Annotated in this window: 21 protein-coding genes; 4 read left to right on the forward strand and 17 right to left on the reverse strand. The window is 66.0% G+C overall.

The window, feature by feature from the left end:
- Window positions 1–42: 42 nt before the first annotated feature.
- Window positions 43–1,488 carry an FAD-binding oxidoreductase gene (locus JL100_RS22015; protein ID WP_202682387.1) on the forward strand — a complete coding sequence of 482 codons (1,446 nt, stop codon included), beginning with the start codon at window positions 43–45 and terminating at the stop codon, window positions 1,486–1,488.
- Here the strand turns inward: JL100_RS22015 and JL100_RS22020 are convergent.
- The 6 genes from JL100_RS22020 to JL100_RS22045 form a co-directional block, all read right to left on the reverse strand.
- On the reverse strand, window positions 1,483–3,111 hold the full coding sequence (locus tag JL100_RS22020; protein WP_202682386.1) for an MFS transporter: 1,629 nt from the start codon (window positions 3,109–3,111) through the stop codon (window positions 1,483–1,485). The genes JL100_RS22015 and JL100_RS22020 overlap by 6 nt on opposite strands.
- Before the next feature lie 13 nt (window positions 3,112–3,124).
- On the reverse strand, window positions 3,125–5,110 hold the full coding sequence (locus tag JL100_RS22025; protein ID WP_228420836.1) for an amidohydrolase: 1,986 nt from the start codon (window positions 5,108–5,110) through the stop codon (window positions 3,125–3,127).
- A 49-nt stretch (window positions 5,111–5,159) separates the two neighbouring features.
- Entirely contained in the window at window positions 5,160–5,846 is a 687-nt protein-coding gene (locus JL100_RS22030) for a hydrolase (protein WP_202682384.1), read from the reverse strand.
- Window positions 5,847–5,898: 52 nt separating this feature from the next.
- On the reverse strand, window positions 5,899–6,285 hold the full coding sequence (locus tag JL100_RS22035) for a response regulator transcription factor (protein WP_202682383.1): 387 nt from the start codon (window positions 6,283–6,285) through the stop codon (window positions 5,899–5,901).
- A gap of 103 nt (window positions 6,286–6,388) precedes the next feature.
- A complete protein-coding gene (locus JL100_RS22040; protein WP_202682382.1) occupies window positions 6,389–7,015 on the reverse strand; it encodes a response regulator transcription factor in 627 nt (208 codons plus the stop codon).
- A complete protein-coding gene (locus JL100_RS22045; protein WP_202682381.1) occupies window positions 7,012–8,631 on the reverse strand; it encodes an MASE4 domain-containing protein in 1,620 nt (539 codons plus the stop codon). Before JL100_RS22045 ends, JL100_RS22040 begins: the two co-directional genes overlap by 4 nt.
- A 226-nt stretch (window positions 8,632–8,857) precedes the next feature.
- Here JL100_RS22045 and JL100_RS22050 point away from each other — a divergent pair, with 226 nt between their 5' ends.
- Both JL100_RS22050 and JL100_RS22055 read left to right on the forward strand, forming a co-directional pair.
- A complete protein-coding gene (locus tag JL100_RS22050; RefSeq protein WP_202682380.1) occupies window positions 8,858–9,646 on the forward strand; it encodes an SDR family NAD(P)-dependent oxidoreductase in 789 nt (262 codons plus the stop codon).
- 140 nt (window positions 9,647–9,786) lie between these two features.
- Window positions 9,787–11,235: a sensor histidine kinase gene (locus JL100_RS22055; RefSeq protein ID WP_202682379.1), complete on the forward strand. Its 1,449-nt coding sequence runs from the start codon at window positions 9,787–9,789 to the stop codon at window positions 11,233–11,235.
- Window positions 11,236–11,335: 100 nt separating this feature from the next.
- Here JL100_RS22055 and JL100_RS22060 read toward each other — a convergent pair whose 3' ends face one another.
- The 10 genes from JL100_RS22060 to JL100_RS22105 all read right to left on the reverse strand — a co-directional run bounded on the left by JL100_RS22060 (window position 11,336) and on the right by JL100_RS22105 (window position 21,415).
- Complete coding sequence (locus JL100_RS22060; RefSeq protein WP_202682378.1) at window positions 11,336–12,346, reverse strand: ABC transporter permease; 1,011 nt, start codon at window positions 12,344–12,346, stop codon at window positions 11,336–11,338.
- Complete coding sequence (locus JL100_RS22065) at window positions 12,339–13,865, reverse strand: sugar ABC transporter ATP-binding protein (protein WP_202682377.1); 1,527 nt, start codon at window positions 13,863–13,865, stop codon at window positions 12,339–12,341. Before JL100_RS22065 ends, JL100_RS22060 begins: the two co-directional genes overlap by 8 nt.
- 101 nt (window positions 13,866–13,966) lie before the next feature.
- Entirely contained in the window at window positions 13,967–14,929 is a 963-nt protein-coding gene (locus tag JL100_RS22070) for a sugar-binding protein (protein ID WP_202682376.1), read from the reverse strand.
- Window positions 14,930–15,408: 479 nt separating this feature from the next.
- A complete protein-coding gene (locus JL100_RS22075; RefSeq protein ID WP_228420837.1) occupies window positions 15,409–16,158 on the reverse strand; it encodes a hypothetical protein in 750 nt (249 codons plus the stop codon).
- A gap of 143 nt (window positions 16,159–16,301) precedes the next feature.
- Window positions 16,302–18,218 carry an esterase/lipase family protein gene (locus tag JL100_RS22080; RefSeq protein ID WP_202682374.1) on the reverse strand — a complete coding sequence of 639 codons (1,917 nt, stop codon included), beginning with the start codon at window positions 18,216–18,218 and terminating at the stop codon, window positions 16,302–16,304.
- A gap of 42 nt (window positions 18,219–18,260) precedes the next feature.
- Window positions 18,261–19,046 carry a hypothetical protein gene (locus JL100_RS22085; RefSeq protein WP_202682373.1) on the reverse strand — a complete coding sequence of 262 codons (786 nt, stop codon included), beginning with the start codon at window positions 19,044–19,046 and terminating at the stop codon, window positions 18,261–18,263.
- The gene (locus tag JL100_RS22090; protein ID WP_202682372.1) at window positions 19,043–19,957 is read right to left on the reverse strand and encodes a DUF2092 domain-containing protein; all 915 of its coding nucleotides are present in this window, start codon (window positions 19,955–19,957) and stop codon (window positions 19,043–19,045) included. Before JL100_RS22090 ends, JL100_RS22085 begins: the two co-directional genes overlap by 4 nt.
- Window positions 19,954–20,244, reverse strand: a complete 291-nt coding sequence (locus JL100_RS22095; RefSeq protein ID WP_202682371.1) for a glycine zipper family protein — start codon at window positions 20,242–20,244, stop codon at window positions 19,954–19,956. Before JL100_RS22095 ends, JL100_RS22090 begins: the two co-directional genes overlap by 4 nt.
- Before the next feature lie 29 nt (window positions 20,245–20,273).
- Complete coding sequence (locus JL100_RS22100; RefSeq protein ID WP_202682370.1) at window positions 20,274–20,678, reverse strand: Rap1a/Tai family immunity protein; 405 nt, start codon at window positions 20,676–20,678, stop codon at window positions 20,274–20,276.
- A 44-nt stretch (window positions 20,679–20,722) separates the two neighbouring features.
- Window positions 20,723–21,415, reverse strand: coding sequence for a DUF3313 domain-containing protein (locus JL100_RS22105; RefSeq protein ID WP_202682369.1), 693 nt, complete (start codon window positions 21,413–21,415; stop codon window positions 20,723–20,725).
- 215 nt (window positions 21,416–21,630) lie between these two features.
- Between JL100_RS22105 and JL100_RS22110 the strand changes: the two genes are divergently transcribed.
- Entirely contained in the window at window positions 21,631–22,557 is a 927-nt protein-coding gene (locus JL100_RS22110) for a transporter (RefSeq protein WP_202682368.1), read from the forward strand.
- 23 nt (window positions 22,558–22,580) lie between these two features.
- Here JL100_RS22110 and JL100_RS22115 read toward each other — a convergent pair whose 3' ends face one another.
- Window positions 22,581–24,458, reverse strand: coding sequence for a tetratricopeptide repeat protein (locus JL100_RS22115; RefSeq protein WP_202682367.1), 1,878 nt, complete (start codon window positions 24,456–24,458; stop codon window positions 22,581–22,583).
- Between the last annotated feature and the right edge of the window lie 311 nt (window positions 24,459–24,769).

Consider the following 24,769-nt stretch of genomic DNA (forward strand, 5'->3'; position numbering starts at 1 on the left):
CCCGCCCCGCGGCTTGAACATCCAGGAAAAACCGGAGGAAACATGCCGACGCCGTCCGACGCCGCCTTCGTCCCCCTTGCGGATGCCCTCGTGGGCGCCCTCGGCCCCGCCGTGGTCTCGACCGACCCGGCCGACCGGGAGCGGCACGCCAGCGACTGGAGCGGCCTTCAGGGAAGCCTGCCCCGCGCCGTCCTCCGCCCCCGCACGACCGAACAGGTCTCGGCGGCACTCCGGCTCTGCTCCGCCGCCGGGCAGCCGGTGGTGGTCCAGGGCGGGTTGACCGGCCTCGCCGGGGGAGCTTCGACCCAGGAAGGCGAAGTGGCGCTGTCGCTGGACCGGATGGCCGGCGTCGAGGCGATCGACCAAGCCGCCATGACCATGACGGTGAAGGCTGGAACCACGCTCGCCGCGGTCCAGGCCGCCGCCGAGGAAGCCGGCCTGTTCTACGCCGTCGATATCGGCGCCCGCGGCTCCTGCACGATCGGCGGCACCATCGCGACCAATGCCGGCGGCATCCGGGTCGTGCGCTACGGCATGACCCGTCTTCAAGTGCTGGGCCTCGAAGCCGTCCTGGCCGACGGGACGGTGCTCAGCGACATGGGCGGGATGCTGAAGAACAACACCGGCTTCGACCTGAAACAGCTCTTCATCGGCGCCGAAGGGGCGCTGGGCGTCGTCACGCGGGCGGTTCTCCGCCTGCAACCGGCGCCCAGGGCCCGGGCGACGGCGTGGCTGGCCGTCGCCGACGACTCATCCCTGATCACGGCCCTGTCGGCGGCGCGCCAGAAGCTCGGTTCGAGCCTCGCCGCCTTCGAGGCGATGTGGCCCGGCTACCTGTCGGCGATCACCGCGCGGGGGCCGCACTACCGCTCGCCCTTTGCCGAGAGCGCCACGCCCGCCGTCCTGATCGACGTCTTCGGCGACGACCCCTCCGTCACCGATGCCGACCTGCGGGAGCGCCTGGAGGGCTTCCTGGCCGACGCACTGGAGCAGGGCTGGCTGAACGACGCGGTGATCGCCGAAAGCATCGACCAGTCCCGCCGCCTGTGGGCGATCCGCGACGAAGCCCCGGCCGAATACTCGACCCTCTTCCGGAGCTCCAAGGGTTACGACGTGTCGATCCCGATCGGCCGCATGATCGACGCGGTCCGGGTCCTGGAAACAGGCCTGTCCGGCGCGGTGCCCGACGCCGCCGTCCTGATCTACGGCCACCTCGGCGACGCCAACATCCATGTGGTCATAGGATTCGACACCCCGGTGGAGAAGGCCGTCTACGGGCGCGTCGACGACCTGCTCTACGGTACGGTGCGGGACTTCTCCGGCTCGGTGTCGGCCGAGCACGGGATCGGCGTCCTGAAGCGCCAATGGCTCGGCTTCACCCGGTCGGAGGCGGAGATCGCGACCATGGAGCGGCTGAAGGCGGCGCTCGACCCGTCCGGCATCCTCAACCCGGGCCGGGTGGTCGCCGCTCCCCGGCGGACCTCATGACGCCCCGCCCGCCGCCGGCGCCAGGAGATGGGAGACCCGCGGCGGCTCGGCGCCGCGGTGGAACGCCCTCGCCCGCTCCTGGAGGGCTTGGTCGGTCCGGCTGACCCGCTCATGCTGGCGCAGATGGTCGAGCCAGGAGTGCAGGATGAAATACTCCAGGTACCGCCCCGGCGCGGCGGCGTCCTCGAACACCCCCCAGGACAGGGCGCCGGACCGCCGCCGCGCCCGCCCCAGCTCCGCCATGGCGGCGGCGAAGGCGGCGGCGTCGGCCGGATCGATCCGGTACTCCACGGTGACCATGACCGGCCCGCGGTCCGGCTCGGGGTCATGCTCGACCATCGGCGCCGGCCAGTGCATCGAGGGCGCCAGATCGAGGCCCGCGCCGCCGGCCAGCGAAAAGCGCAGCGCCGCCGCCGAACCCAGCACGAGGCCGGCCGCCGCCAGCGCCAGCGCCGTCGGCGTGCCGGCCAGCGTCGCGACCTGCCCCCAGACGGCGCTGCCACCGGCCATGGATCCGAAAAAGACCACGAGGAAGACCGACAGCGCCCGCGCCTTCACCCAGCCTGCCGTCGCCTGCTGCGCCCCGACATTCAGGCTGGACAGCATCGCGATCCAGGAGAACCCGGCGACCAGCATGGCGACGGCCACCAGCTCGAAGGTCCTGACGAAGGCCAGCGCCAGCGTCGCCGTAGCGAACGCCCAGGTGGCCAGCACCGTCAGCCGGTCCGCCGACAGCCTGGCGCGGAAGCGGGGCAGCAGCAGCGCGCCGGCCACGGCGCCGACGCCGATGCAGGCGAGAAGGATGCCGTAGCCTCCCGGCCCCTCCCCCAGCTCGTTGCGGGTGACGATCGGCAGGAGCGCCCAGGCGGCGCTGCCGAAGGCGAAGAAGGCGACGGCGCGGACCAGGACGGCGCGCAGGGCCGGCGCCTCGCGGACATAGCGCAGGCCGGCGCGCACCGCCGGGAAGAAATGTTCCGGCGGCAGGCGGTTCGGCGTCGGCTCCCGCTTCCAGGCCAGCAGCACGGTCAGCACGCCGAGGAAGGACAGCGCATTCAGCAGGAACACGACGGCAGGGCCGGCGAAGGACAGGATCGCGCCGGCCAGCGCCGGGCCGATCGCCCGGCTGACATTGATGCCCATGCTGTTCAGCGCCACCGCCGAGGACAGCTCCTCCTTCGGCACCAGTTCGGGCACGATCGCCTGGAAGGCCGGCGCGTTCATGGCGGCGCCGGCGCCGAGCGCGAAGGTCGCGGCGAGCAGGATGCCGGGGCCGACCAGCCCGAGCAGCGCCAGGATGCCGAGGGTCAGGGCCGCGGCGAGGCCCCAGAGCTGGGCGGCGATCAGGAAGCGGCGGCGGTCCACGATGTCGGCGAGGACTCCCGACGGCAGCGCGAACAGGAACATCGGCAGCGTGGTTGCGGCCTGGACCAGCGCCACCATGAAGGGGCTGGGCGACAGCGAGGTCATGAACCAGCCCGCGCCGACATCGTGCATCCAGGTGCCGATGTTGGACGCGACGGTCGCGATCCACAGCGCCCGGAAGGTCCCGCGCCGGAACGGGCTCCAGGCCCCGCCGGCGGAGGAGGAGGTAGGCGCCGGGGTTCGTTCGACGGCGGCCGTCATGGGAAGTCCTCCCTCAGAAAGCGAAGCAGTTGCAGCCCAGGGCGCCCCAGAACCGGCTCTTGTCGGAGACCGGCAGCGGGGTGGACCAGGCGATGTGGTGGGCATGGCCGTGGACCCCGCACTGGTCGGCGCAGCCGCACGCCGAGGACAGCGCCATGGCGTTGATGGCGCTCGCCGGCCTTCCCTCCGCCCGGCGCCAGTGCCCGCCGAAGGTCCGGGCCGGCGACCAGTCCGGCGACGGCGGCGGGGGCACCGGGTCGCGGTCGCGGAACTCCGCCGCGGCATAGACGATCCTGCCGCCCAGCACGGTCATCACGGACTCGATGTCCTTGATGGCCTCGCCGGAAACCGAGAAATAGTCGTCGGACAGCACGGTGATGTCGGCATATTCGCCGGGCGCCAGCGCGCCCTTGACGCCGGCCTCGCCGGAGAACCAGGCGCTCCCCTTGGTCCACAGCCGCAGCGCCGTTTCCCGGTCCAGCCGGTTCCGTTCGGGGGTCAGCGTCAACCCGCCCAGCGTCTTGCCCTGGGTCAGCCAATAGAGCGCCACCCACGGATTGTACGACGATACGCGAGTCGCGTCGGTGCCGGCGCCGACCGGAACGCCCGCTTCCAGCATGCGGGTGATCGGCGGCGTCGCCTCGGCGGCATCGGCGCCGTACCGGTCGACATAGTATTCGCCCTGGAAGGCCATGCGGTGCTGGACCGCGATGCCGCCGCCCAGCGCCGCGATACGGTCGATGTTCTTCTGTGTGACCGTCTCCGCATGGTCGATGATGAAGCGCAGCCCGTCGAAGGGAACGTCCCGGTCCACCCGCTCGAAGACGGTGAGGAAACGGTCGATCGACTCGTCGTAAGTCGCGTGGATGCGGAACGGCCAGCGGTTCTCGGCCAGCAGCCGGACGACACTTTCCAGCTCCGCTTCCATCACCGGCGCCAGGTCCGGGCGGGGCTCCAGGAAGTTCTCGAAGTCGGCGGCCGACCAGGCGAGGTTCTCGCCGCCGCCGTTCATGCGCAGGAACGCGTCGCCCTCGCCCGGCTTGACCATGCCGGTCCAGCGCCGATAGTCCGCCAGCTCCTCGCCGGCCTTCTGGGCGAACAGATTGTAGGCGACCCGGACCGTCATCTGCCCGTCGCGGTGGAGCGCCTGTATGGTTTGGTAATCGTCGGGATAGTTCTGCCCGCCCCCGCCGGCGTCGATCACCGACGTGATGCCCAGTCGGTTCAGCTCGCGCATGAAGTGCCGGGTCGAATTGGCCTGGTCCTCGGGATCGAGCTTCGGCCCCTTCGCCAGCGTGGAATAGAGGATCAGCGCCGACGGCTTCGCCACGAGCAGCCCGGTCGGCTCCCCGGCCGCGTCGTGCTCGATCACGCCGCCCGGCGGGTTCGGCGTGTCGCGGGTGAAGCCGATCGCGCGCAGGGCCGCGCGGTTCAGCAGCGCCCGGCCGTAGAGGTGAAGGATAAACACCGGCGTGTCGGGGGCGGCGGCGTTGATCTCGTCCAGCGTCGGCATGCGGCGCTCGGCGAACTGGAACTCCGACCAGCCTCCGACCACCCGAACCCATTGCGGCGACGGCGTGCGCCGGGCCTGCTCCCGAAGCATGCGCAGGGCATCGGCCAGGCTCGGCACCCCTTCCCAGCGAAGCTCCAGGTTATAGTAGAGCCCGCCGCGGATCAGGTGGGTATGGCTGTCGTTGAGCCCCGGGATCGCGCGGCGCCCTTTCAGGTCGATCACCTCCGTCCCGGCTCCGGCCAGGGGCATGATCTCGTCGGCGCGTCCGGCGGCGAGGATGCGGCCGTCCTTGATCGCGACCGCTTCCGCGTCCGGCCTGGCGCGGTCCAGCGTCGTGATCCGGCCGTTGGTCAGGATCAGGTCGGGTGAGGTCATCGTCGCTCCCTCGGCATGGCGGATGCCCGCGCCCAGAAGGGCGGCGGCGCCAACGGATTTCAGCACGGTGCGGCGGGTCGGGGTCATAAGCTCCGGCCTCCTGTCAGTCATGTCCCGGTCCGGGCCGCGCACGGCGAGGCGCGCGGCCCGGCAGGCCCGATTACTCGGCGGCGATCGGCGCCAGGGCCTCGTTCGGCTCCCTGGTGCGCTGCGGCGCCTTGTGGACCATGGTGTAGGCATAATCGACGCCCATGCCGTAGGCGCCGGAATGCTCGCGAACCAGGGCCATGACGGCGTCGTAGGTGTCCCGGCGCGCCCAGTCGCGCTGCCATTCCAGCAGCACCTGCTGCCAGGTCACCGGAACCACGCCGACCTGGATCATGCGCTGCATGGAGTAGTCGTGCGCCTCCTTCGAGGTGCCGCCGGACGCGTCGGCCACCATGTAGATCTCGTATCCGCCCTCCAGCATGGCCGACAGGGCGAAGGAGTTGTTGCACACCTCCGTCCAGAGGCCGGAGACGACGACCTTCTTCTGTCCGTTCGAAGCCAGGGCGTCGCGCACCTTCTGGTCGTCCCAGGAGTTCATGGAGGTCCGCTCCAGCAGCTTCTTGCCGGGGAACACGTCCAGCAGTTCGGGATAGGTGAAGCCGGAGAAGCTTTCGGTCTCCACCGTGGTGATCGTGGTCGGGATGTTGAAGATCTTCGCGGCCTTGGCCAGCGCCACGGTGTTGCTCTTCAGGACCTGGCGGTCGATCGACTGCACGCCGAACGCCATCTGCGGCTGGTGGTCGATGAAGATCAGCTGGCAATTGTGGGGCGTCAGCAGGTGAAGCTTCGTGTCGGTCATCTCTCTGTCTCCCGTGTATGATCTGTTTCTTGAAGATCGCCCGCGGTCGGGCTCAGCCCGGCTCCCCTGCGCCCCGGGCGAAGCCCGAGCGGATGCAGCCGAGCAGTTCGTCCGGCTCGAACGGTTTGGCCAGATAGTTTCCGACCCCCGCCCTCATTGCGCGGGCGCGGGTCGTCTCATCGGGAAAGGCGGTGACCAGGACGGTCGGGATCGGCGTGCCCGACGCGACGAGATGGCGGTGCAGGTCGAGCCCGCCCATGCCGGGCATCCTCACGTCCGCGATCAGGCAGGCGGTCCGCGCCGCTTCCCCGGAACCCAGGAACTCGGCGGCGCTCCGGAATCCCGATGCCGCGAACCCCATCGCCCTGACGAGGCTGACCGCGGCCTCCCGGGCCGAATCGTCATCGTCGACGACCGCAATCAGCAGGTTCGCGGACATCCCGTCGCTTTCCCCGTTCTTCCCCGACGCAGGCGTTCCCGCGTCGGGACGAACCATGGAGAAGGCCGCGGGATGGGAGCAATTATACTCTGGTATCGACGGACTACGGCTTTGCGGTACCGGCGCCCAGCTTGTCCGCGATGCGCACCAGATCCGGCAGGGACTTCGCCTGCATCTTGCGCATGACCTGGGCACGGTGGACCTTCACCGTGACCTCGCTGAGCTGAAGCTCGCCGGCGATCTGCTTGTTCATCTGGCCGGCGGCGACCAGCGCCATGATCTCCTGCTCGCGCGGCGTCAGCGTCGCGAAGCGTTCCCGCAACTCCGCGAGCATGGCCAGTTCATCCCGGCGGCCGCGGTCCAGTTCGATGCCCCGGTGGACCGCGTCGAGCAGGTCCTGATCCCGGAAGGGCTTGGTCAGGAACTCGAGCGCGCCCGCCTTCATCGCGGCCACCGACATCGGGATGTCGCCGTGCCCGGTTATGAAGACGATCGGAATGCTGATGCCCGATCCGGCCAGGGCGCGCTGGAACTCCAGCCCGCTGGAGCCGGGCAGCCTGACATCCAGGATCAGGCAGCCGGGCGCGTCGATCCTCTCCGCGAGCATGAAGGCCTGCGTCGTGTCGAACACCTGGACCGAGTGGCCGACCGAGCGCAGCAGGCTGCGGATCGACTCGCGGACCGAGGGATCGTCATCGACGACGAAGACGACGGAAGACGGCAGGCTCATCGGGCTTGTTCCCCGACCGGCCAGACGCCGTCGTCGCTGCCCGGCAGCGTGAACCGGAAGACCGCGCCGTGCGGGACATTGCCGTCCGCCCAGAGCCGTCCGCCGCCGGACTCGATGATCAATCTGCAAAACATCAGTCCCATGCCCATTCCGTCGGGTTTCGTCGTGAAGAACGGCTCGAAGATCCTGCCTCTCAGCTCCGGACCGACGCCGGGTCCGGAGTCCTCGACGGAGACCATGACCTCGCCGGGAGCCTGCGATCGGGACGTGACCCGCAGCACGCGCGCCCTGCCCGTCACGGAGCACATGGCGTCGATCGCGTTCGAGACCAGGTTGGACAAGACCTGCTGAAGCTGGATCGGGTTGCCGGTGACGGTCGGCAATCCCGGCTCCAGCGCCGTTTCGACGGTCACGCGGCCCAGCCGGACGTCGTCGCGGCAGCGTGCCAGGACCTCCTCGATCAATCGGTTCACGTCCAGCGGCACGCGATCCCGGGCTTCCTTCTTGAACATCGCCCTGATGCTCTCGATCACCCTGCCGGCGCGATGGCCGTCATTCACGATCCGTCTCAGGGCCGCCTGCGCCTCGGCGGGATCGGGGTTTTCCTTTTCGAGCCAGCGGAGACCCGCGTCCGCATTCGTGACCATGCTGGCCAAGGGCTGGTTGATCTCGTGGGCGATCAGGGCCGACAGGGCCTCCATCGCCGTAAGCCGCGTTTCGCGGGCGCGGCGCTCGGCGGAAACCGACCGGGCGACCCGGGCATAAAGGGTCGTCGATTCCGACAGCAGGACGAGCAGCACCATGCTGGCGGAGGCCAGCCCGTAGGAGCGCCCTCCCCACCACCCGACGCTCAGGCGGATGCCGGCGCTGACGTAGGAGAGCAGGATGATCTCGATGAGCAGCGTGCAGAGCACGACCATCAGCCAGAGGTCGAGCACCGACCGTCGCCGGGCGAACAGGACGGCGAGCGCCGTCAGGTAGAGGAATATCGCCATGGCCGGAATGTACGACCACAAGCCGGTGACGTTCCTCGCGTTCCTCATGAAGTTCGGCAGCGAATCGTCGTTCGCGAGGATAAACCAGGTCAGCATGCCGGCGGCGGCGAACGCGCCGGCGACGCTTCCGACGATCGCCAGCGGAACCGATCCGTGGAACCTCGGCTCCGAAGCCGGACCATCCTTCAACAACGCGTAGGCGAGCACGAACAGGGGGAACCCCAGGCGGCGCAGGGCGGCGATCGAGGCGGTGACCTGCAACCCCGCGTCCAGGCCCAGCGCCTCGAACACGCCGGGAAACGTGAGCATCCACGGCACCACCATCAGGCCCGAGAAGAGGTAGCCGATCGCCAGGACGAGGACGGCACGCGAGTGCTGGACCGAGAACAGCGCCAGCAGCAGGGCCGACGTGATCAACTCGATCAGCAGTATCGCGGCCCCGTAGGCCGGCAGCAGGATCTCGGTGCCGGGCAGCGGGATGCGCGCGAACGGTGCCGTGACCAGCAGTTCGGCGACCAGGACCGCGAGCACGCAGACGGCAAGCCGCTCCTGGTTCCGGGTCGGCGGCGATGTCGAAAGCAGGAAAGGATGATCGCCCTGCACACGCCTCGGTGGTCTCACGCACGTCTCCCAATCTGCCGCCCTGCGGACCGTTCGTTGCCTTCCGGACCTGGGCCGGAGGCTTCCCCATCACCGATCGGCCGCGATCCGTCCAAGCGGGGATGCAAGGCCCGTCACTCTTCGCTTGGGTTGCCATCCCGTCCCGGACAGACTAAGGCAGTCGGAAACGGACCGTCCTTCGGAATCGAAGCCGGAACCCGGGTCTTTTCGGGAGTTGGATGCGGACATGGCTGATGAAGCGCGGAAGGTGGCACTGGTGACAGGTGCGGCCCGGGGTATCGGTCTCGCCGCGGCGAGACGCTTTCTGGCCGATGGCTGGCGGGTCGCACTCCTCGACATCGACGGCGAGACGCTTCGGGAAGCGATCTCCGAAACCGGCGCTCCCGACGCGACGCTGGCGCTCGTCGCTGACGTCGCCGACCCGGACGCGGTGAGCCGCGCCTTGGAGGACCTCCGCAGGCGGTTCGGCCGGCTCGACGCCCTGGTGAACAATGCCGGCACCGCGGTCTTCAAACCGATCCTCGAGACGTCCTTCGAAGAGTGGTCGCGCGTCCTGGCGGTGAATCTGAGCGGTCCCTTCCTTTGCACACAGAAGGCCGCGCCGCTGATGGCCGAGACCGGCGGAGGCGCGGTCGTGAACATCACGTCGATCTCCGGAATGCGGGCCTCGACCCTCCGCGTCGCCTACGGCACCAGCAAAGCCGGGCTCGCTCACCTGACGAAGCAGCAGGCGGTCGAGCTTGCAAGCCTCGGAATCCGCGTCAACGCCGTGGCACCCGGCCCGGTCGACACGGCCATGGCCAAGGCGGTGCACAGCCCCGCGATCCGGGCGGACTATCGCGACGCCATCCCGCTCGGACGCTACGGGCTCGAGGAGGAGCTTGCCGAAGCGATCTTCTTCCTGTGCAGCGATCGCGCCAGCTACATCACCGGGCAGACGCTCGGCGTGGACGGAGGTTTCGGCGCCACGGGCATCGGGTTGCCGACGCTTCGCGGGGAAGCCCGCGGCGATTGACGGCGTCGTCCGGGCTCCACGGGCGATCAGGGCCGTCTTCATGTTGTTTTAAGGGGCCGTGAAGCATAATCCCTTGGGTTCGCGCATTTCTGACGGGCATGATGCATCCTGTGCTGATCCGCAGGCATGGGAAGTGGCTCATGGATCTGGGCAAGATCATTTGGATGGTGTCAATCGTGCTGGTGTCGTGCAGCACGCCGATGCTGATCCCCGACCTGATCGGGATCCAGCGGTCGGTCGAGATCGCCAGCGGAGCGGACCTCTGGTATGACGGCGAGCTTTCGGCCGACCTGCTGCGCCTCCAGGTGGCTATCCGTGGCCTGGAGCCGGGGAGCCGGCCGGAGGTGGCCGAGGAGGTGATGCTCCGCCTCGACAACGTGTTCAACCGTCTCAACGCGCTCCCGGAGGCGGGGAGCGCCGAATGGCACACCTGGGCTGCCGGGCGTGAGGACGGCGTGGCGGAGGTCCGGCGGATCGTCGACCGCATCGACCGTGACCTACCCCTGCTCCGGACCGATCCGGCCGCATTCCGGACGCTGGCGGACCGCAATGTCGAAGAGGCGGTGATCGTCCACAGGCGATTGCTGTTCGCCGGATCGGACCACCAGAACGTGCTGGTCGGGCAGATACAGCGCCAGGTCAGCGTTTTCCAGATGAAGCTGCTGGCTTACGGCGCCGGCTTCATCGTGCTGGTGCTGGCGTTGGTCTGGCTGATGCGGCGCCATGTCGGCGCCGAGAGGGAGCTCAGGACGAACAACCGGCATCTCCGGGATGTGACGGAGCGCCTCGTCGTCGCACGTGACGCGGCCATACGGTCCAACGAGGCCAAGACCAACTTCCTGGCCAATGTCAGCCATGAGCTGCGCACGCCGCTGAACGCGATCCTCGGCTTCTCGGAAGCGCTGATGAGCGGAATCTTCGGCCGCCTGACCGGCCGTCAGGAGGAGTATGTCGGCGACATCCACCAGTCCGGCCAGCGCCTGCTGGCCCTGATCAACGACATTCTCGACCTGGCCAAACTCGACGCCGGCAAGCTGGAACTCCGGGAGGAAGCGGTCGCCCTGGACAGGCTGGCGGCCGAAGCGATCCGGGATCTGCGCGTCGCTTCCCGCGCCGCCGGAGTCACGGTCGACCTGACGCCGGCCATCGGGAATGTCAGGGTCCTTGGCGATCCGCTGCGGCTTCGTCAGGTCCTGGACAACCTGCTCTCCAACGCGATCAAGTTCACGCCCTGGGGTGGTCGGATCGAGATCGCCTTGAAGCGGCTCGCCGATGGACGCACCGTCGTCATGGTCTCCGATACCGGGGTCGGCGTTCCCGCCGAGGATCTGGCGCGCGTCTTCCTGCCTTTCGAGCAGATCGACAGTCGGCGGGCGCGTCAGGTCAAGGGAACCGGATTGGGATTGCCGCTGGTCCGCCAGCTGGTGGAACGTCATGGCGGCACGGTCAGGATGTCGAGCGAACTCGGCTCAGGCACCCAGGTATGGGTCGAGTTGCCGCCCGAACGCGCGCTCCCGGCAGAGGACGCCTCGGGGTCGGTCGCACCGGGGACCTCCGTCGCAGACCACCGCCCCCGCAACATGGCGTGAGGGTGGACCGGAAACGACGGAGGGATGAGCCCGCGCTGATGAAGCCGCCGTTACGCCGCGTCCCCCTCACCTTCGCAACGCCTCTCGACTGCGGTGCCGCTCATACCGCCGCTCCGGCGGCACCTTTCTTGGCCAGTTCGCGCGCCTCGGCGCTTGCCATCGCAAGCCGGCGCTGGCGGCGGAGCTGGAGTTGCTGGTCGGCCAGGACGCCCAGCAGGATCACGGCGCCCATGACGGCGAAGTTCAGCGAACTCGGGATGCCCAGGATGTTCACGAGGTTCTGAAGGACCTGTAGGAGAACGGTACCGAGCAGGATCCCGAGGATCGAGCCCTCGCCGCCACGGAGAGAGCATCCGCCCAGGACGGCGGCAGCGATCGCATAGAGTTCATAGAAATTGCCGTGCGCGGATGGCGAAACCGACTGCGTGTAGAAGACGAAGAAGACGGATGAAGTGCCGGCCAGCGTTCCTCCGATCACGTAGGCTGCGGTGATCACCGTAGTCGTGGGAATACCGGAGAACCGGGCCGCCTCCTCGCTCTTGCCGACGGCGAACAGGTAGCGGCCATAGACGGAACGGTGCAGCACCACGCCCATCACGGCCGCGACGATCAACAGGAAGATGAAGGTATGGGGAATGTTGTAGGTCCGGCCGGACATCAACCATTCCAGGGTTTCATAGCCGTAGCCATAGCCGAAGCCGCGGGTGGAGTCGGCCGTGTACCAGCGCGCGATGCCCCGGTACAGCAGAAGGCCGCACAAGGTCACGACGAAAGGCTGCATCTTGAGCCGGGTCACCAGAAGCCCGTGGATAAGCCCGAGCACCGATCCGCCGGCGACCGTCAGGAGCAGCGCCACGGGCCACGCCAACTCGTAGTTCACGAGCAGATCGAGAAAGACGATTCCCAGGAGCGCGAACATCGATCCGACGGACAGATCCACCCCGCCGGAGATGATGACCAGGCCGGCACCGATCGAGATCAGGCCGAACAGGCCGATCTGATTGGCGAGGTTCATGAGGTTGATCTGGGAGATGAACTGCGGGTTGATCGCAGCCGTGATGGAGCCGATCACCAATATCAGGATCAGCAGGCCGAGTTCTTTCTTAAGCATGGGTGACCAGCTCCTCCCTGCCCACGTTTCCTACGGCAAGCGACAGGACGTTGTGTTCCGAAAACTGGGACCTGTCGAGCAACCCGCTGATGCGGCCCTCGTGCATCACCGCGATGCGGTCGCTGACCCCGATGACCTCCTCCATGTCGCTGGAGATCATCAGGGTCGCCACACCGGCATCGGCTAGGCCGCGCATCAGGGCGTAGATCTCGCTTTTGGCTCCGACGTCGATGCCCCGCGTCGGCTCGTCGAAAATGATGAATTGCGGACGCATCGAGATCCATTTGGCCAGGACGACCTTCTGCTGGTTCCCGCCGGACAGGGTAACGGCGTCGGTGTCGATGGAGGGCGCCTTGATCGCGAGGGAGCGGCACTGTTCCCTGGCCAGGCTCGCCTCGCGCGATACGTCGACGAGCATGGCTCTGGCGATGCTCCTGAGGTCGGGAAGCGAGATGTTCTCGGCTATGGTCATGTTGAGCAGCAGTCCCGATTTTTTCCTGTCCTCCGGGACGAGGTAGATGCCGTAGGCGATCGCGTCCCCCGGTACCCTGATCGAGAGTGGCTGCCCATCCAGGAGGATGCGGCCCCCTTTGGGTGCATGGATGCCGAAGATGGTCTGGGCGAGCGACGTCCGGCCCGCCCCGACAAGGCCGGCCAGACCGAGGATCTCACCGCGATTTACGGTCAGCGAGACCTCCCGCCCCGGGAAGGCCGATGTGACGAGGTTCTGGAGTTCAAGCCCGCCGGTCCTGCTCCCCGCCTTCGGTGGGATATAGAGGGACTTCAACTCCCGCCCGATCATGAGACGGACCATCGCCGCGCTCTTGATCTGCGACTTCGGCAGTTCGCCGACCCTGCGGCCATCGCGCAGGACCACGACCCTGTCGGCGCATTGCTCCACCTCGCCGAGCCGATGGGAGATGTAGATGATGCTGACTCCCGAGGCCTTGAGGTCGGCGATGACGTTCAGCAGGTTTTCGGTTTCGGTCAGCGTCAGGCTGGAGGTGGGTTCGTCCATGATGATGAGGCGTGCGTCCATGGACAGCGCCTTGGCAATCTCCACCATCTGACGCTGAGCGATGGACAGGGCATCCACAGGGTCTTCAGGTCCGAAATCCACTCCGAGGCGCTTCAACAGCGGCTTCACGCGCTGGTGCAGGGCGGTATTGTCGATGAGGTTGAGAAAACCGCCCTTCCGGGGTTCCCGCCCGATGAAGATGTTGGCCGCCACATCGAGGTTTTCGAACAGGTGAAGTTCCTGATGGACGAACGCGATCCCGGCGCGAGCGGCATCCTTGACGGTCAGCGTGGACCTCGGGATGCCGTCGATGACGATCGAGCCCGTCGAGGGGGAGACGACGCCTCCCAGAATCTTCATCAATGTGGACTTGCCGGCGCCATTCTCGCCGATGAGGCCCACGACCTCACCGTGCCCGACCGAGAAATCGACACCGGCAAGGGCCTTCACCCCTGGGTACGTCTTCGTGATCGAACGGAGTTCCAATAGGGTATTCGACATACGCGAACCTCGTTCGCACGCAAGGAACGGCATTCCCTGCGATGGCCACTATCCGAAGGACGGCAAAGGGTCCGGCATCACGATGCCGGACCCTCCGGCAATTACCTTTTCAGCAGATCCCTGATCTTGGCAGCGAAATCCTTGACGTTGGACTTGTCGATCACCTGGGTCGGAATGATCCTCTGCTTGTTCTCGGGAATGAAGGACCGATCGCCCTCGATGTACTTGGCGAGGTAGATCATGGACTGGTAGCCGAACTCGTAGGGCTGCTGAACGACGGTGGCATCGATCACGCCCTCGGAGATGCCCTTGAGGGTCTGCTGGTCCTCGTCGAAGCCGACGATCTTGAGCGTGCCTTCCTTGCCGGCCGCCTTCACGGCGTTGTAGATCTGCGGCGTGTTATAGGCCCACAGACCGACCAGGAGGTCGATGTCAGGGTACTTCGTCAGCGTGTCCTCGACGTTCGCCTTGGCCTTGGCCTGGTCGCCGCCATCGGTGCGCACGTCGATGATCTCGATCTTGGATCCGGCTATCGCTTCCTTGATACCCTGCAACCGCTCGCGCGCGTTGGCCGCGTCGAGCGTGCCGACGAAGACCATCGCCTTGCCGCCGTCCGGAAGGGCCTTCATCATCTGCTCGCCGGCCTGCCGGCCGGCGGCCACGTTGTCCGTCCCGATATACAGCGCCCGATTCGACTGGGGCGCATCCGCGTCCTGGGTGAACAGGACCGCTTTCGAGGCGACCTGGTTCAGGATCTCCGTAGAGTTGTCGGGATTGACGGGGCTGATCGAAACCCCGGCCACGCCTTTGGCCAGCAGATCCTCCAGGATGCGCTTCTGGGCCGCGGCGGACATCTCACCGGGGATGTAGAACTCGATATTGTAATTCGGAAGTTCGTTCTGGGCCTTCTCAGTGCCACGGCGGGCGATCTGCCAGAAATCAGCGGGCACGTTGACCACGAAGGCCAGGGTTTTCTTTTCCTGGGCAAAGGATGGCTGGGCCGTCACCGCCCCGGCCAGAACGGCGACGGCCATTCCTGCCAGGACGTTCTTGATCTTGAACATGGCGTTTCCTCTAGGTTGCTTGTTGTTTTATTTTGCTTACACTAACCTAACGCTTCGCCAAACTCCTGGAATGCGCGTTTGCCGCGTCGATCCGGAGCTTGTTCCTTCTCAGTCGCCAATTTCACGATGCGAGCCTGCCTCCCGTCAATGATTAATTAGACCCTCAGTATAAAGAGCCGGCGATCTTGTCCCGGACTGGCAGGCACCGTCGTCAGGCTGTCGGTCCCGGCCCCGGTGACAGGCATGGAACGGGTGTCCACGATCGAGTTCCTGAATCCAGGCGTCCAGGCTTTCGCGCTCACCTCCGGCTGAGAACCAACTTGGGCGTCATGCTGCTCATCAGCCTCTTCGAGGATCGAATCCCCTGGCATATGGTTGACATCAGGCTATCTGAGGCAGCCCGAACCATATGTGGGAGGATTCAATGACTGGTGGTAATGTAGCTTATTTGATACTCGTAGTCGGATCTTTCCTGGCTTTCAGCGGAGCCCTGTACTACGGCAGCACGCGGACCCTGGAAGCCGAAACCGACCCGAAGATGCCGACGGGCAAAACCAATCCGGATACCATGCACGACCACGACCAGATGTGAGCCTTCCGCACGGGGCATGATGCGGCAGGCTATTGGCAGTGTGTTCCGGCAGCTTGCCGGCTTCGGCTCTTGTTGGAAGTGCGGTCCCGCCTGCCGGATGGTGGCGGGACCGCACCGCGCCCCAGGCACGCACGATGTTGCCGGCGAGTCGCGTCACCTCCAGCGCTTCAGCGCCACGGTAGCGATGAGCGACCCTGCCCATCACCCAGGCCTGATCCCGCGTGACACTCGGACGGAACACGGCTTCCCCGTCGATCCCGAAATAGAACGACAGATCGGCATTGACCACGGGGCCGCGCACGATGAACTCGTGTCGCGAATGGCTGACCGGGACCAGCAGGGTCCGGACCGTCCCGGGAACAGGAAGCCCAGTGTCGATCCAGAACGGCGTGAGGACATCATGGCCGTGATGGATCAGGTCGCCGAAATTGGCGAAATACCGGGAATCCCTGACCTCCAGGTCATGGCCGGGCATCGTCATCGCTTCCAGCACGGCGTTCGGCGTCTCCACCAGCCGTCTGCCCTCGACGGCCATCCGATACCGTGCCCCGCCATTCGGTGAGTTCAAGGAGAGGCGGTTCAGCAGTTCCGAAAGCCTCAGACTGTTGGCATAACGTTCGGCCAGCACCGCTTCCACGAAGTCCGGGTTTCGGGACAACTCTGATATCGCCTTCGACAAAGGCAGCGAAGGCGCCCCGTCCGCCAGCAGCGGGCCGCGGCACATCAGCATGCCGGCCAGGAAGAGAGCCTAAATGGAAAACGTGTGCTTCGGGCCGGTATTCATGGCAACTCGTTTGCCACGAGTGCGGGACGATCAGGCGCCTGTCCGCAATTCCCGCGCTTAGTGCAGGACTCCGCCAAGTGGAGGAGAAGGATACGACGCACCTCCTCGATCGTGTGGGGATCGGCTTGCGTCGAATGGCCGGATCGGACGATGTATTCGGACTCGACACCCTCGATATGGGCGCTCCGGTATTCGACGACGCCGTCGTCGCCGACCTCGACAGGGCCGTCTCCGCGCACGGCGATGATGGAGTGGGCCTTGACCCCTTCGGTGATGGGTGTACGCGCCAGCGTCTGGACCAGCACGCTGCCAGGCGTCATGCCGTAGACGCTGCCGAACCCCGTCTGGGCCGTCAGCGTGGTGGTCTCCCCGTCGCTCTGCGCAAGGACTTCCGAGGTCGCCCTCAGGATGTTTCCAGGCAGACGCACCAGACTCGCGATGTAGTGGCTGATCCGGTTTCCGGCGACATAGCTGCCGCCATGGGGGGTCGCGATGAAGACGAGGCGCTTGACCGACGGAACCGGCTTCACGAACAGGGCGCGCTTCAGCAGGTCGCGGCTCTCCGGGCTCATCCGCAGTTCGTCGGGCGGCTTGCGGAATGCCGCGTTCCAGAACCTGTCACCCGACTCGACCGCCGTCAGTTTCGTCAGCAGGCCGCCCTGGCTGTGGCCGATGACGACCATCTCGCGCAGTGCCGGATCGCTTTCCGACGGGTCCAGGGCGGAAATCGCCTCTTGCAGGGATTCCCGCAGCAGCAGTGCCGAGTAGGGGACCGGATTGCCGGTTTCGTAGCCGAAGAACCAGAATTGGAAGTGATCGCGGATGCGCGGGTCGCTCCTCAGGTCGTTCAGCATCTCGGCCCAGCGTGCCGGGCTCGACGCCGTTCCGTGGACGAAGACGACGGGAAAGCGGCCGGGTTTATAGGGTTCCAAGGCGCCTAGGCGGGTCGGATTCTCGGCCAGCAGGCTGCCGCGCAGGAAGCCGGCGAGTTCCCAGTCCCAGACCGCCGACCCGCTCAGCATGTAGGCGAGCGTCGACGTGTACTCGATCTCCAGGGGAACCTGCCGACGATCGATCAGAACCGCCTGGGTGTCGGAGGAAGCATGAAGTTCAAGCTGGGCCCGCACCGATCCACGCGCAAGCTGGCGCCGGGGATCATCGACTCGCAGCAGGGCGGTCACCGGCACCTTCACGCGTTGGCCGACCTGGAAGCCCTTGGTGACATTGGCCTGGGTCGTGCCCGCCGCCAAGGGTGCGCCGATACCGGATTGGCGGTAGCGGTTGTCCAGGCCGCGGATCTCCAGCTCGGCGACGGGGAAGAAGCTTGTCAGCTCGCGTCCGCCCCATTCAAGGTCCCGCGGATCGAAGTCCACATCGAGCCGACCGAACGGCAGCGGATAGCTCGCCGACTGGATGGCGATCCTCTCGCCGTCGTCGGCGATCAATCCCGATGTCAGGCCGCGATTGTACAGGTCGCTCGCGAGCCTCAATCGCGGGTCGTAGGGATCGGGCGGCTGGCCGGCATTTCCGGGAAACAGAAAGGCATAGGCATAAAGGGCGGATGCCAGATAGTAGGGGCGTCCGCCGCGCTCCTCGGCGTGCAGGAACGACATCTCCGCAAGGGCGAAGATGTCGTTCGCTTCGCCGCGCCCTTCGGCGACGGCGGCATGGAGTTCGGCGATGGCGTATTCGGGCCTCTCCCGGAAGCGGTCCGTCAGATACCGTTGCCGCAGCACGTTCCTGGTCGGATCACTGAGCGTATGCGCCGACAGGACGTTGCGGGTGAGTTGCTGATGGACCGTGGCATGGTCCAGGTGTTCGACGCTGATCGGCGTGGCGCAGCCGCCGGCGAAGAGAACTCCGGCCAGCAAGATCAGGCTGGCGCAGCGGTTGGTGCAGGTTGGCCACATCATTCGGAAGACATCCTTGCCGGTCAACCCGATGAACCAAGGGGCCTAGTGACCAGGAGGCGGGTTGACCGTGACGTACGTGACGCTTCCGTTCACATAAGCCTGGTTGTACCAGGACCCGCCGCACCCGTAATAGCTTGTGCCGCCCGCCGACACGATGGTCGGCGAGCAGGGAAGCACCGTCACATAGGTCGGGCCGGCGACCACCGGGGCCGCCGTCGCGGCGCCGGCGACATAGCCGAGGGTCGCGCCGACCGCGGCGCCCGCCAGGGCGTATCCCCACTCATCGTCATCATCATCATAGTAATGATAATGGTTATCCCAACTGTTGTTGGCGTTGATGTTCTGCGCCGCCTGGGTGCGGGCCTCCGTACGCTCGGTCTGGCCTTGCTGGCGGACCTCGGTACGCTCGGTCTGGCCTTGCTGGCGGCTGTCGGTGCGATCGGCGGAAGCCGTTTGCCGCTGCCCCTCCCGCTCGGTCCGCTCCTGCTGGCCCGATATGCGCGTGTCGCTGCGAGACTGGGTGCGGGTCTGCTGCGTTTCCGCGCGCTGACCCGAACGCTGGGACGCCCCTGCCTGGCGCGACGCGGTCTGTGCGGAAGCGTTGCGCTGACCCGACCGCTGGGTGGCTCCGGCCTGCCGTGCCCCTGTCCCTCCGGCGGGTCTCTGCGCCGAGAAGCTGCCGCCTGCCGCGGCGCCCGAACGGGAGTAACCTCCCCCACCGCTACGTCCGCCGCGTGCGCCGGCGGCGTTGGCTTCCGCCACCAGCGTCGCCGCCAGGATCAGGGACGAAGCGACCGAGACGGCGGTCCTGACATGTCGGGTGTTCATTTCGGTAAACCTTCCATGCTGCCGGACGCTGCCGGCATTCCGTCGGCTGGTGCTTCACCGGTCATGGACGGCTGATCCGTCCCGGACCGGCGAACCCGGACCACGAACGGGATGGCTTCGGCACCCTCCGGCGGGCGGAAAGCGAGGTCCACCTTCGAGAGGTCCGGATCCAACTTCCAGTCCGAGAACTCGGCCCGGTACTGCGGCGCACCCTCTTCGTTCTTGTAGGTGATCGACACCCGTTGCGGCAGGGGCGTATCGCCGGCGGCAACCCAGAGTTCGAAGTCCACATCGGCGCTCCGGCCCGCCAGATGGTCGGTCGGCACCCGGGTGAGCGTGTTGCGCTCCACGTAGTCTATCGACTCAAGCCGCTGCTCAAACTCGTCCGGCAGCGTGGTGACCAGCAGCAGTGCCAGCGGCAGCCGCATGCCCAGATCCTGGATCACGTAGCGCACCGCGTCGTCCACGGTGCCCGCCTTCTCGATCTGTCCGTAGACGTTCTCACCGGGACTGAACACGGTTATCGCCTTGCCATCGAAGAACACCAGGGCCTGCGTCCCGTCGCTCTCCTCAACCTCGACCCGCAGCCGGTCGGGACGGCTCAGTGCGACCTTGCGCCGTTCGCCGAACTCGATCTTTTGGCCCGTGTCCTGGATGACGTCGTAGCCGGCCTGGATGGTCACGCTGAAGCCCTGAGCCTGAGCCAAGGTCTCGGCCATGAGATCGAGAATGCCCAACGCCCGGGCGTCCATCGGCGCGTCATCGGATGACGTCTCGTCGAGTAGCTGTTCGTCGAGTGACTGTTCTTTGGCTGCCGGTTCATCGACCGGCGGTTCCTCGGCGGCCACGACAGGACCGAACATCAAGGAGATGCAGAGCACGGCCCATGCCGGCCACCTCGCGATTCTCATCGCTGCCCCTCCTGAACGCCACGCTGGTAGGCCCGCTCCTCGGTCTTCTTGTGGTAGTCGTAGAGCATGCCGCCGGCCAGGCCGACGCCCGCGCCGATGGCCGCTCCCATGCCGGCGTTGCCGGCGATGGCCCCGATCACCGCCCCGCCGGCCGCACCCCCCGCCGTACCGCTGAGCGTACGCTGCTGTGTCTGGGACATGTCGCTGCACGCGGCGAGGGTAAGTGCGACGGCCGCGATGCGGATCAGCCGTGCAACGGTCCGGGACAGGTTCGTATCCGTGCCCATGGTTGTTCCTTTCGATCGGAAAGCGGTCATCATCCGTGGCAGGGATAGCGTTGGGCCAGGTAGCGGAAGATCCCTTCGACCGGCGGCGTCTCCATCGCCCGGGGGTTCTGTCGCGCCCAGGCGACGAATCCGGTGATGGCCTCGTTGCGCGACGGTCGCGGGGTCGGCTCGCAGAACAGCGGCGGCTTGTCCGTGGCCGCGATCTGATGGTACTGGTAGGCTCCGACCGCGAAACCGTGGCAGAAGTGCAGTGCCGCGATCCCGGTGGGATCGGTCGGTTCAGCCTCGCACAGCCGGACGAGATCGCCCGTGGTCTTGACCAGGAAAGCCGTTTCGGAGGGGCTCGATCCCGTCTGCGCACGTACGGGAGCAACCGTCAGGGCAGCCAGGGCCGCAATGGCGGCTGCGAGAGCGGGCATGGATTGGTGGTTCATCGTTTGCTCCCAGTTTTCCGACATCGGCAGCCTAGGCGCCGTGCTCAGCGGGCCTCCCGGCCCTGGACTCGGTCGACGCCTTTCCGCAGGTCCTCGGCCGCCTGCCGGGCGGCGGAGCGGGCGGTGTCCATGGTCGACAGGGTCGCTTCGAGATCGAAGACCGGCGGATTGTATTTGCGGACCGCGGCGACGAGCAGCTCGGACGTTTGGCTGTCATAGACCTCGGCGGCCAGGATGACCGCGCCGGTGAAGGATCCGCTGCCGCCGGAGGCACCCTGGACGGCATTGGCGACGGCGCCGATCGGCAAGATCCGGGACACCGTGGCGGCTCCGGGGACCGTCTGCTCCACGCCGACAAGCTTCGTCACGATGCGCGCCGTATTGGGGCCGGGCTGCGACGTGACCGCGTAGCCGCCGTTGCTCAGTTCTCGGCGCATTGCGCTGGTGAGATACTGGGCGATCTCGGTGATCTGGGAGCTGGTCATGCTTCCGAAGCTCGCCTCGGCGCCGCGGTAGATTTCCGTTGGCTCGACGATGAACCGGGTGTACTGCCGGAGGTCGGCGTTCGATGTCCGGTAGACCCAGGCGCCCGGTCTCTCCGGATCCTGGCTCATGGACGCGGCGGACGCCATGCCGGTGGGCCGCTGCGTGGAATCGGTGGACGAGCACCCCGCCAAACCGACGACGATGGTCAGGGTCCCGGCCAGGGTCCCCAGGGGACCGAACGAGCGCTTCATGTTGATGTCCTTGGCACTTTTGTTCCGAAGACTATTGAGCCGCGCCCGGGGTCCGATTTAGAAGTATCATCCGCCCCAATTTTTGCGATGCAACGGTAACCTGCCGCCATGTTACCGTAACCTATCGCCATGTCGGGAAGGTACAGGCGCGCCCGCCGGACAGAAGTGTAGAATGCTGCGGGTCTATGATCTTCCCATCAAGGCGAGAAGTAACAGTGAACCGCCTTTTGAGGATTTCACGAATTACTTGGGCTGGGGCAGGCGCACTGCTCATTGCTGCCGCACCAAGCAGTGCGCCTGCCCAGGAACTCGAACCACGCGCCTACTCGCCCTCTCCATTGGGAGTGAACTTCCTGGGTCTCAGTTACCTCCGGTCCACCGGCGGCGTCGCCGTCGATCCCTCCCTGCCGTTGGACAACATCGAGGCGGAGGTCAACACGGCTTCTCTGATCTATGCGCGCACGTTCGGTCTGTTCGGACGCTCGGCCAGCATTGGTTTCGTCCTACCTTATTCCCAGGCCGACGTCAGTGGCGACGTGTTCAAGCAGCAGCGGGCAGTCACCCGTTCCGGTTTGGCCGACCCACGCTTGCGCCTGGCGGTGAACATATTCGGCGGACCGGCGCTCGATCGGAAGGAGTTCGCCGCCCGCGAACCCACCACCACATTGGGTGCCAGCATCGTGGTCGTGGCGCCGTTCGGTGATTACGACCCCAACCGGCTGATCAATCTGGGCTCGAACCGCTGGGCGTTCAAACCTGAAATCGGGGTGTACCAACCCCTCGGTCCCTGGTCCCTGGAACTCTATACGGGCGCGTGGTTCTACACGGATAATGACGAATTCCTAGGCGGCTTCCGACGGGAACAGGAGCCTATCGCCACCCTCCAAGCCCATGTCGGCTACACGTTCCGCCCGAAACTGTGGCTGGCGGCCGATGCGACATACTACGCCGGCGGGCGAAGCACGGTGAATGGCGTCCAGAACGACGACCGCCAGGAAAACACCCGGTTCGGACTTACCCTCTCCCTTCCCGTAGCACAGGGCCATTCGCTGAAGCTGAACTGGTCGGAAGGCGTCACGGAGCGGATCGGAACCAGCTTCACCACCTTTGGCGTCACCTGGCAGTACACTTGGTTCGATTGAATCCGCGGCCGCCGGACAGGCGCTCAGTCTCTCTCGTCGGCGGCTTCCCAGTACGGGGCGACGTCCAGCCCGGCTTTCCTCAGCCCGTCGATCATCCTGGCGATGATGGCCGGATCGATGTTCCGCCGCTCGAACTCGAACAGGGCCTTGTCTCCGAAATTCGGGTAGAGCCTGAGGATCTCATCGACTTCGTGGGTCGCGTCGTCCTTGCTGCCGGTCTGGCCATGGATCATCGCGAGCACGACATGGGTGTAGACGAGGTTCGGAGTCCCGATCCTCCGAGCCTCCGCCAGGGCCTCGTCGTACCGGCCATGCATATAGTGGAACAAGGCGATGAAGAGGCGATACCAGCTGGGTTGAGCCGGGTTGCGTTCGAACGCCTCCCTTATGAGGGGAATACCCCTGTCCCAGTCACCGGTGAGACTGTAGGCCCTCCCGAGATCGGCGAGGATGTCGCTGTCGTGCGGGTTGAGAGCAAGCGCCCGCTCGTACGACGCGATGCTGAGAGGCACCTCGCGCCGCAGCCAGTGGGCAATCCCGAGTGCCTGGAGCGGCAGCGGATTGTCCGGCGCCAAGGCCACGGCGTGACGCGCCACCTGGAGGGCCGTGCCGACCGGATCGGGACGCTCGGTGCTCGGGTTGAAATCGACCCGGAGCTCGTCCGTGTAGATGAAGGCGAGGGCCGCCCAGGCATCGGCGTAGTTGGGATCGGTCTCGACCGCCCGTTCCAGGCAAGCCCGAACCTGTTTGTGCATCTCCGCGTCCGGCTGCCGCCAATACTCACGGGTCCGCAGGACACATTCGTAGGACGACAACGAGTCGGAGGGGCGCCCGGCGGTGCTTTGCAGCTCCACCTTTTCTATGACGCCGTGCGGCTGCACCAGCACGCGGGCGGCCTTCGCGGCGATGTCGTGCCGCAGGTCGATCATGGTACCGGGATTGAATTCCCGCCGGAAGCTGTCGGACCAGAGATACCGGTTGTCCGAAGCCCGCAGCAGGGCCGCGTTGACCTGGATCTCGCCCGCCACCCGGGTGATGCTGCCCTTCAGCACATAGTCTATGTGAGCGTCCGGGACCGCGTCGCGCAGAGCGGACCCGGTGCGGAATCGGAAGCTGGTGTCTGCATCGTAGACGAGGACGTTCCTGAAGCGTAGCAGGGCGTTGATCACTTCCTCCGTGATACCCTTGGCGAAGATTTCCTGCGCTGGGTCGTCACCGTCATTCTCGAACGGCACCACCATGATCGAGGGAACCCGCCCGGTGATTTTCCGCTCTTCTTCCGAAACCCGGGTCTGGAGAAAAAGGCCCTCTCCCCAGAGGATCGTGATCAGTACGGCCGACAGGGACAGGATGCCCACCAGAAGGCAAGTCCGCTTCGGCAAGGACCAGCGGGACGGCGCCAAGGGCGGACTCGAAGGCACCGCCTCCCCAGCGACCTGATCAGCAGCCGCGGGAGCCGGATTGATCTCGACCAGCCGTCCCGCAGCCAACCGTCCCTCGGCTGGCTGTTCATCATCTTCCAGGGGGGCGGGAACGGAGGCTGCGACCTCATCCCTCACGATGAACCGAGGCACGTAGCCACCCTTCGGGATCGTGATCCGGACCCGGTCCGCAATTCCCTCGGTCAGGTAATAGTGCTCCAGGCAGCGGCGAAGCCGGCCGGCCTCGATCCGGACCACCGGATCGCTTACGGGGTCGAAGCTCGGATCCCGGTCGAAGGCGTCGATCGCGATGGTGTAGGCTTTGATCCGATCGGCTTGTCCCGCAAGCGTTTCCTCCACGATGAATTTCAGGAAACGCCGCTTCCTTTCAGAATTGATGAACTCCCGGCTGTTGATGACGCGCTGGAGCGTTTCCTGGATGAGCTGGGGCGGGATCACTTCATCGGCATCATGAGACATGGGACTGCCTGACCGTTTGTCGCACTCGAATTGAGGTAGATACGTCGGCGCTCTGAGAGTTTCGACTTTGCACAGCGGTTGGAAACGATTGGCAAAGCTCTTGGAGGCTTCATTGATCGACACCAAGGATAGCTTATGGGGCTGGCTGTTTGTCGGCAATACTGAACTGCTTCAGTATATATTAATTAACTCTCATGCACGCGTTGGAAGATAAGGAATCCTGACTGCTCTGCAGTGGGGGCAATCATCCAGATTCTTGGATTTCAATTCATAGCCATTGGTTTATATTGATATTAATTAATGGCCACTGA

Origin of the sequence: Skermanella mucosa, assembly GCF_016765655.2 — a bacterium.
In the GTDB taxonomy this organism is placed as follows: Bacteria; Pseudomonadota; Alphaproteobacteria; order Azospirillales; family Azospirillaceae; genus Skermanella; species Skermanella mucosa.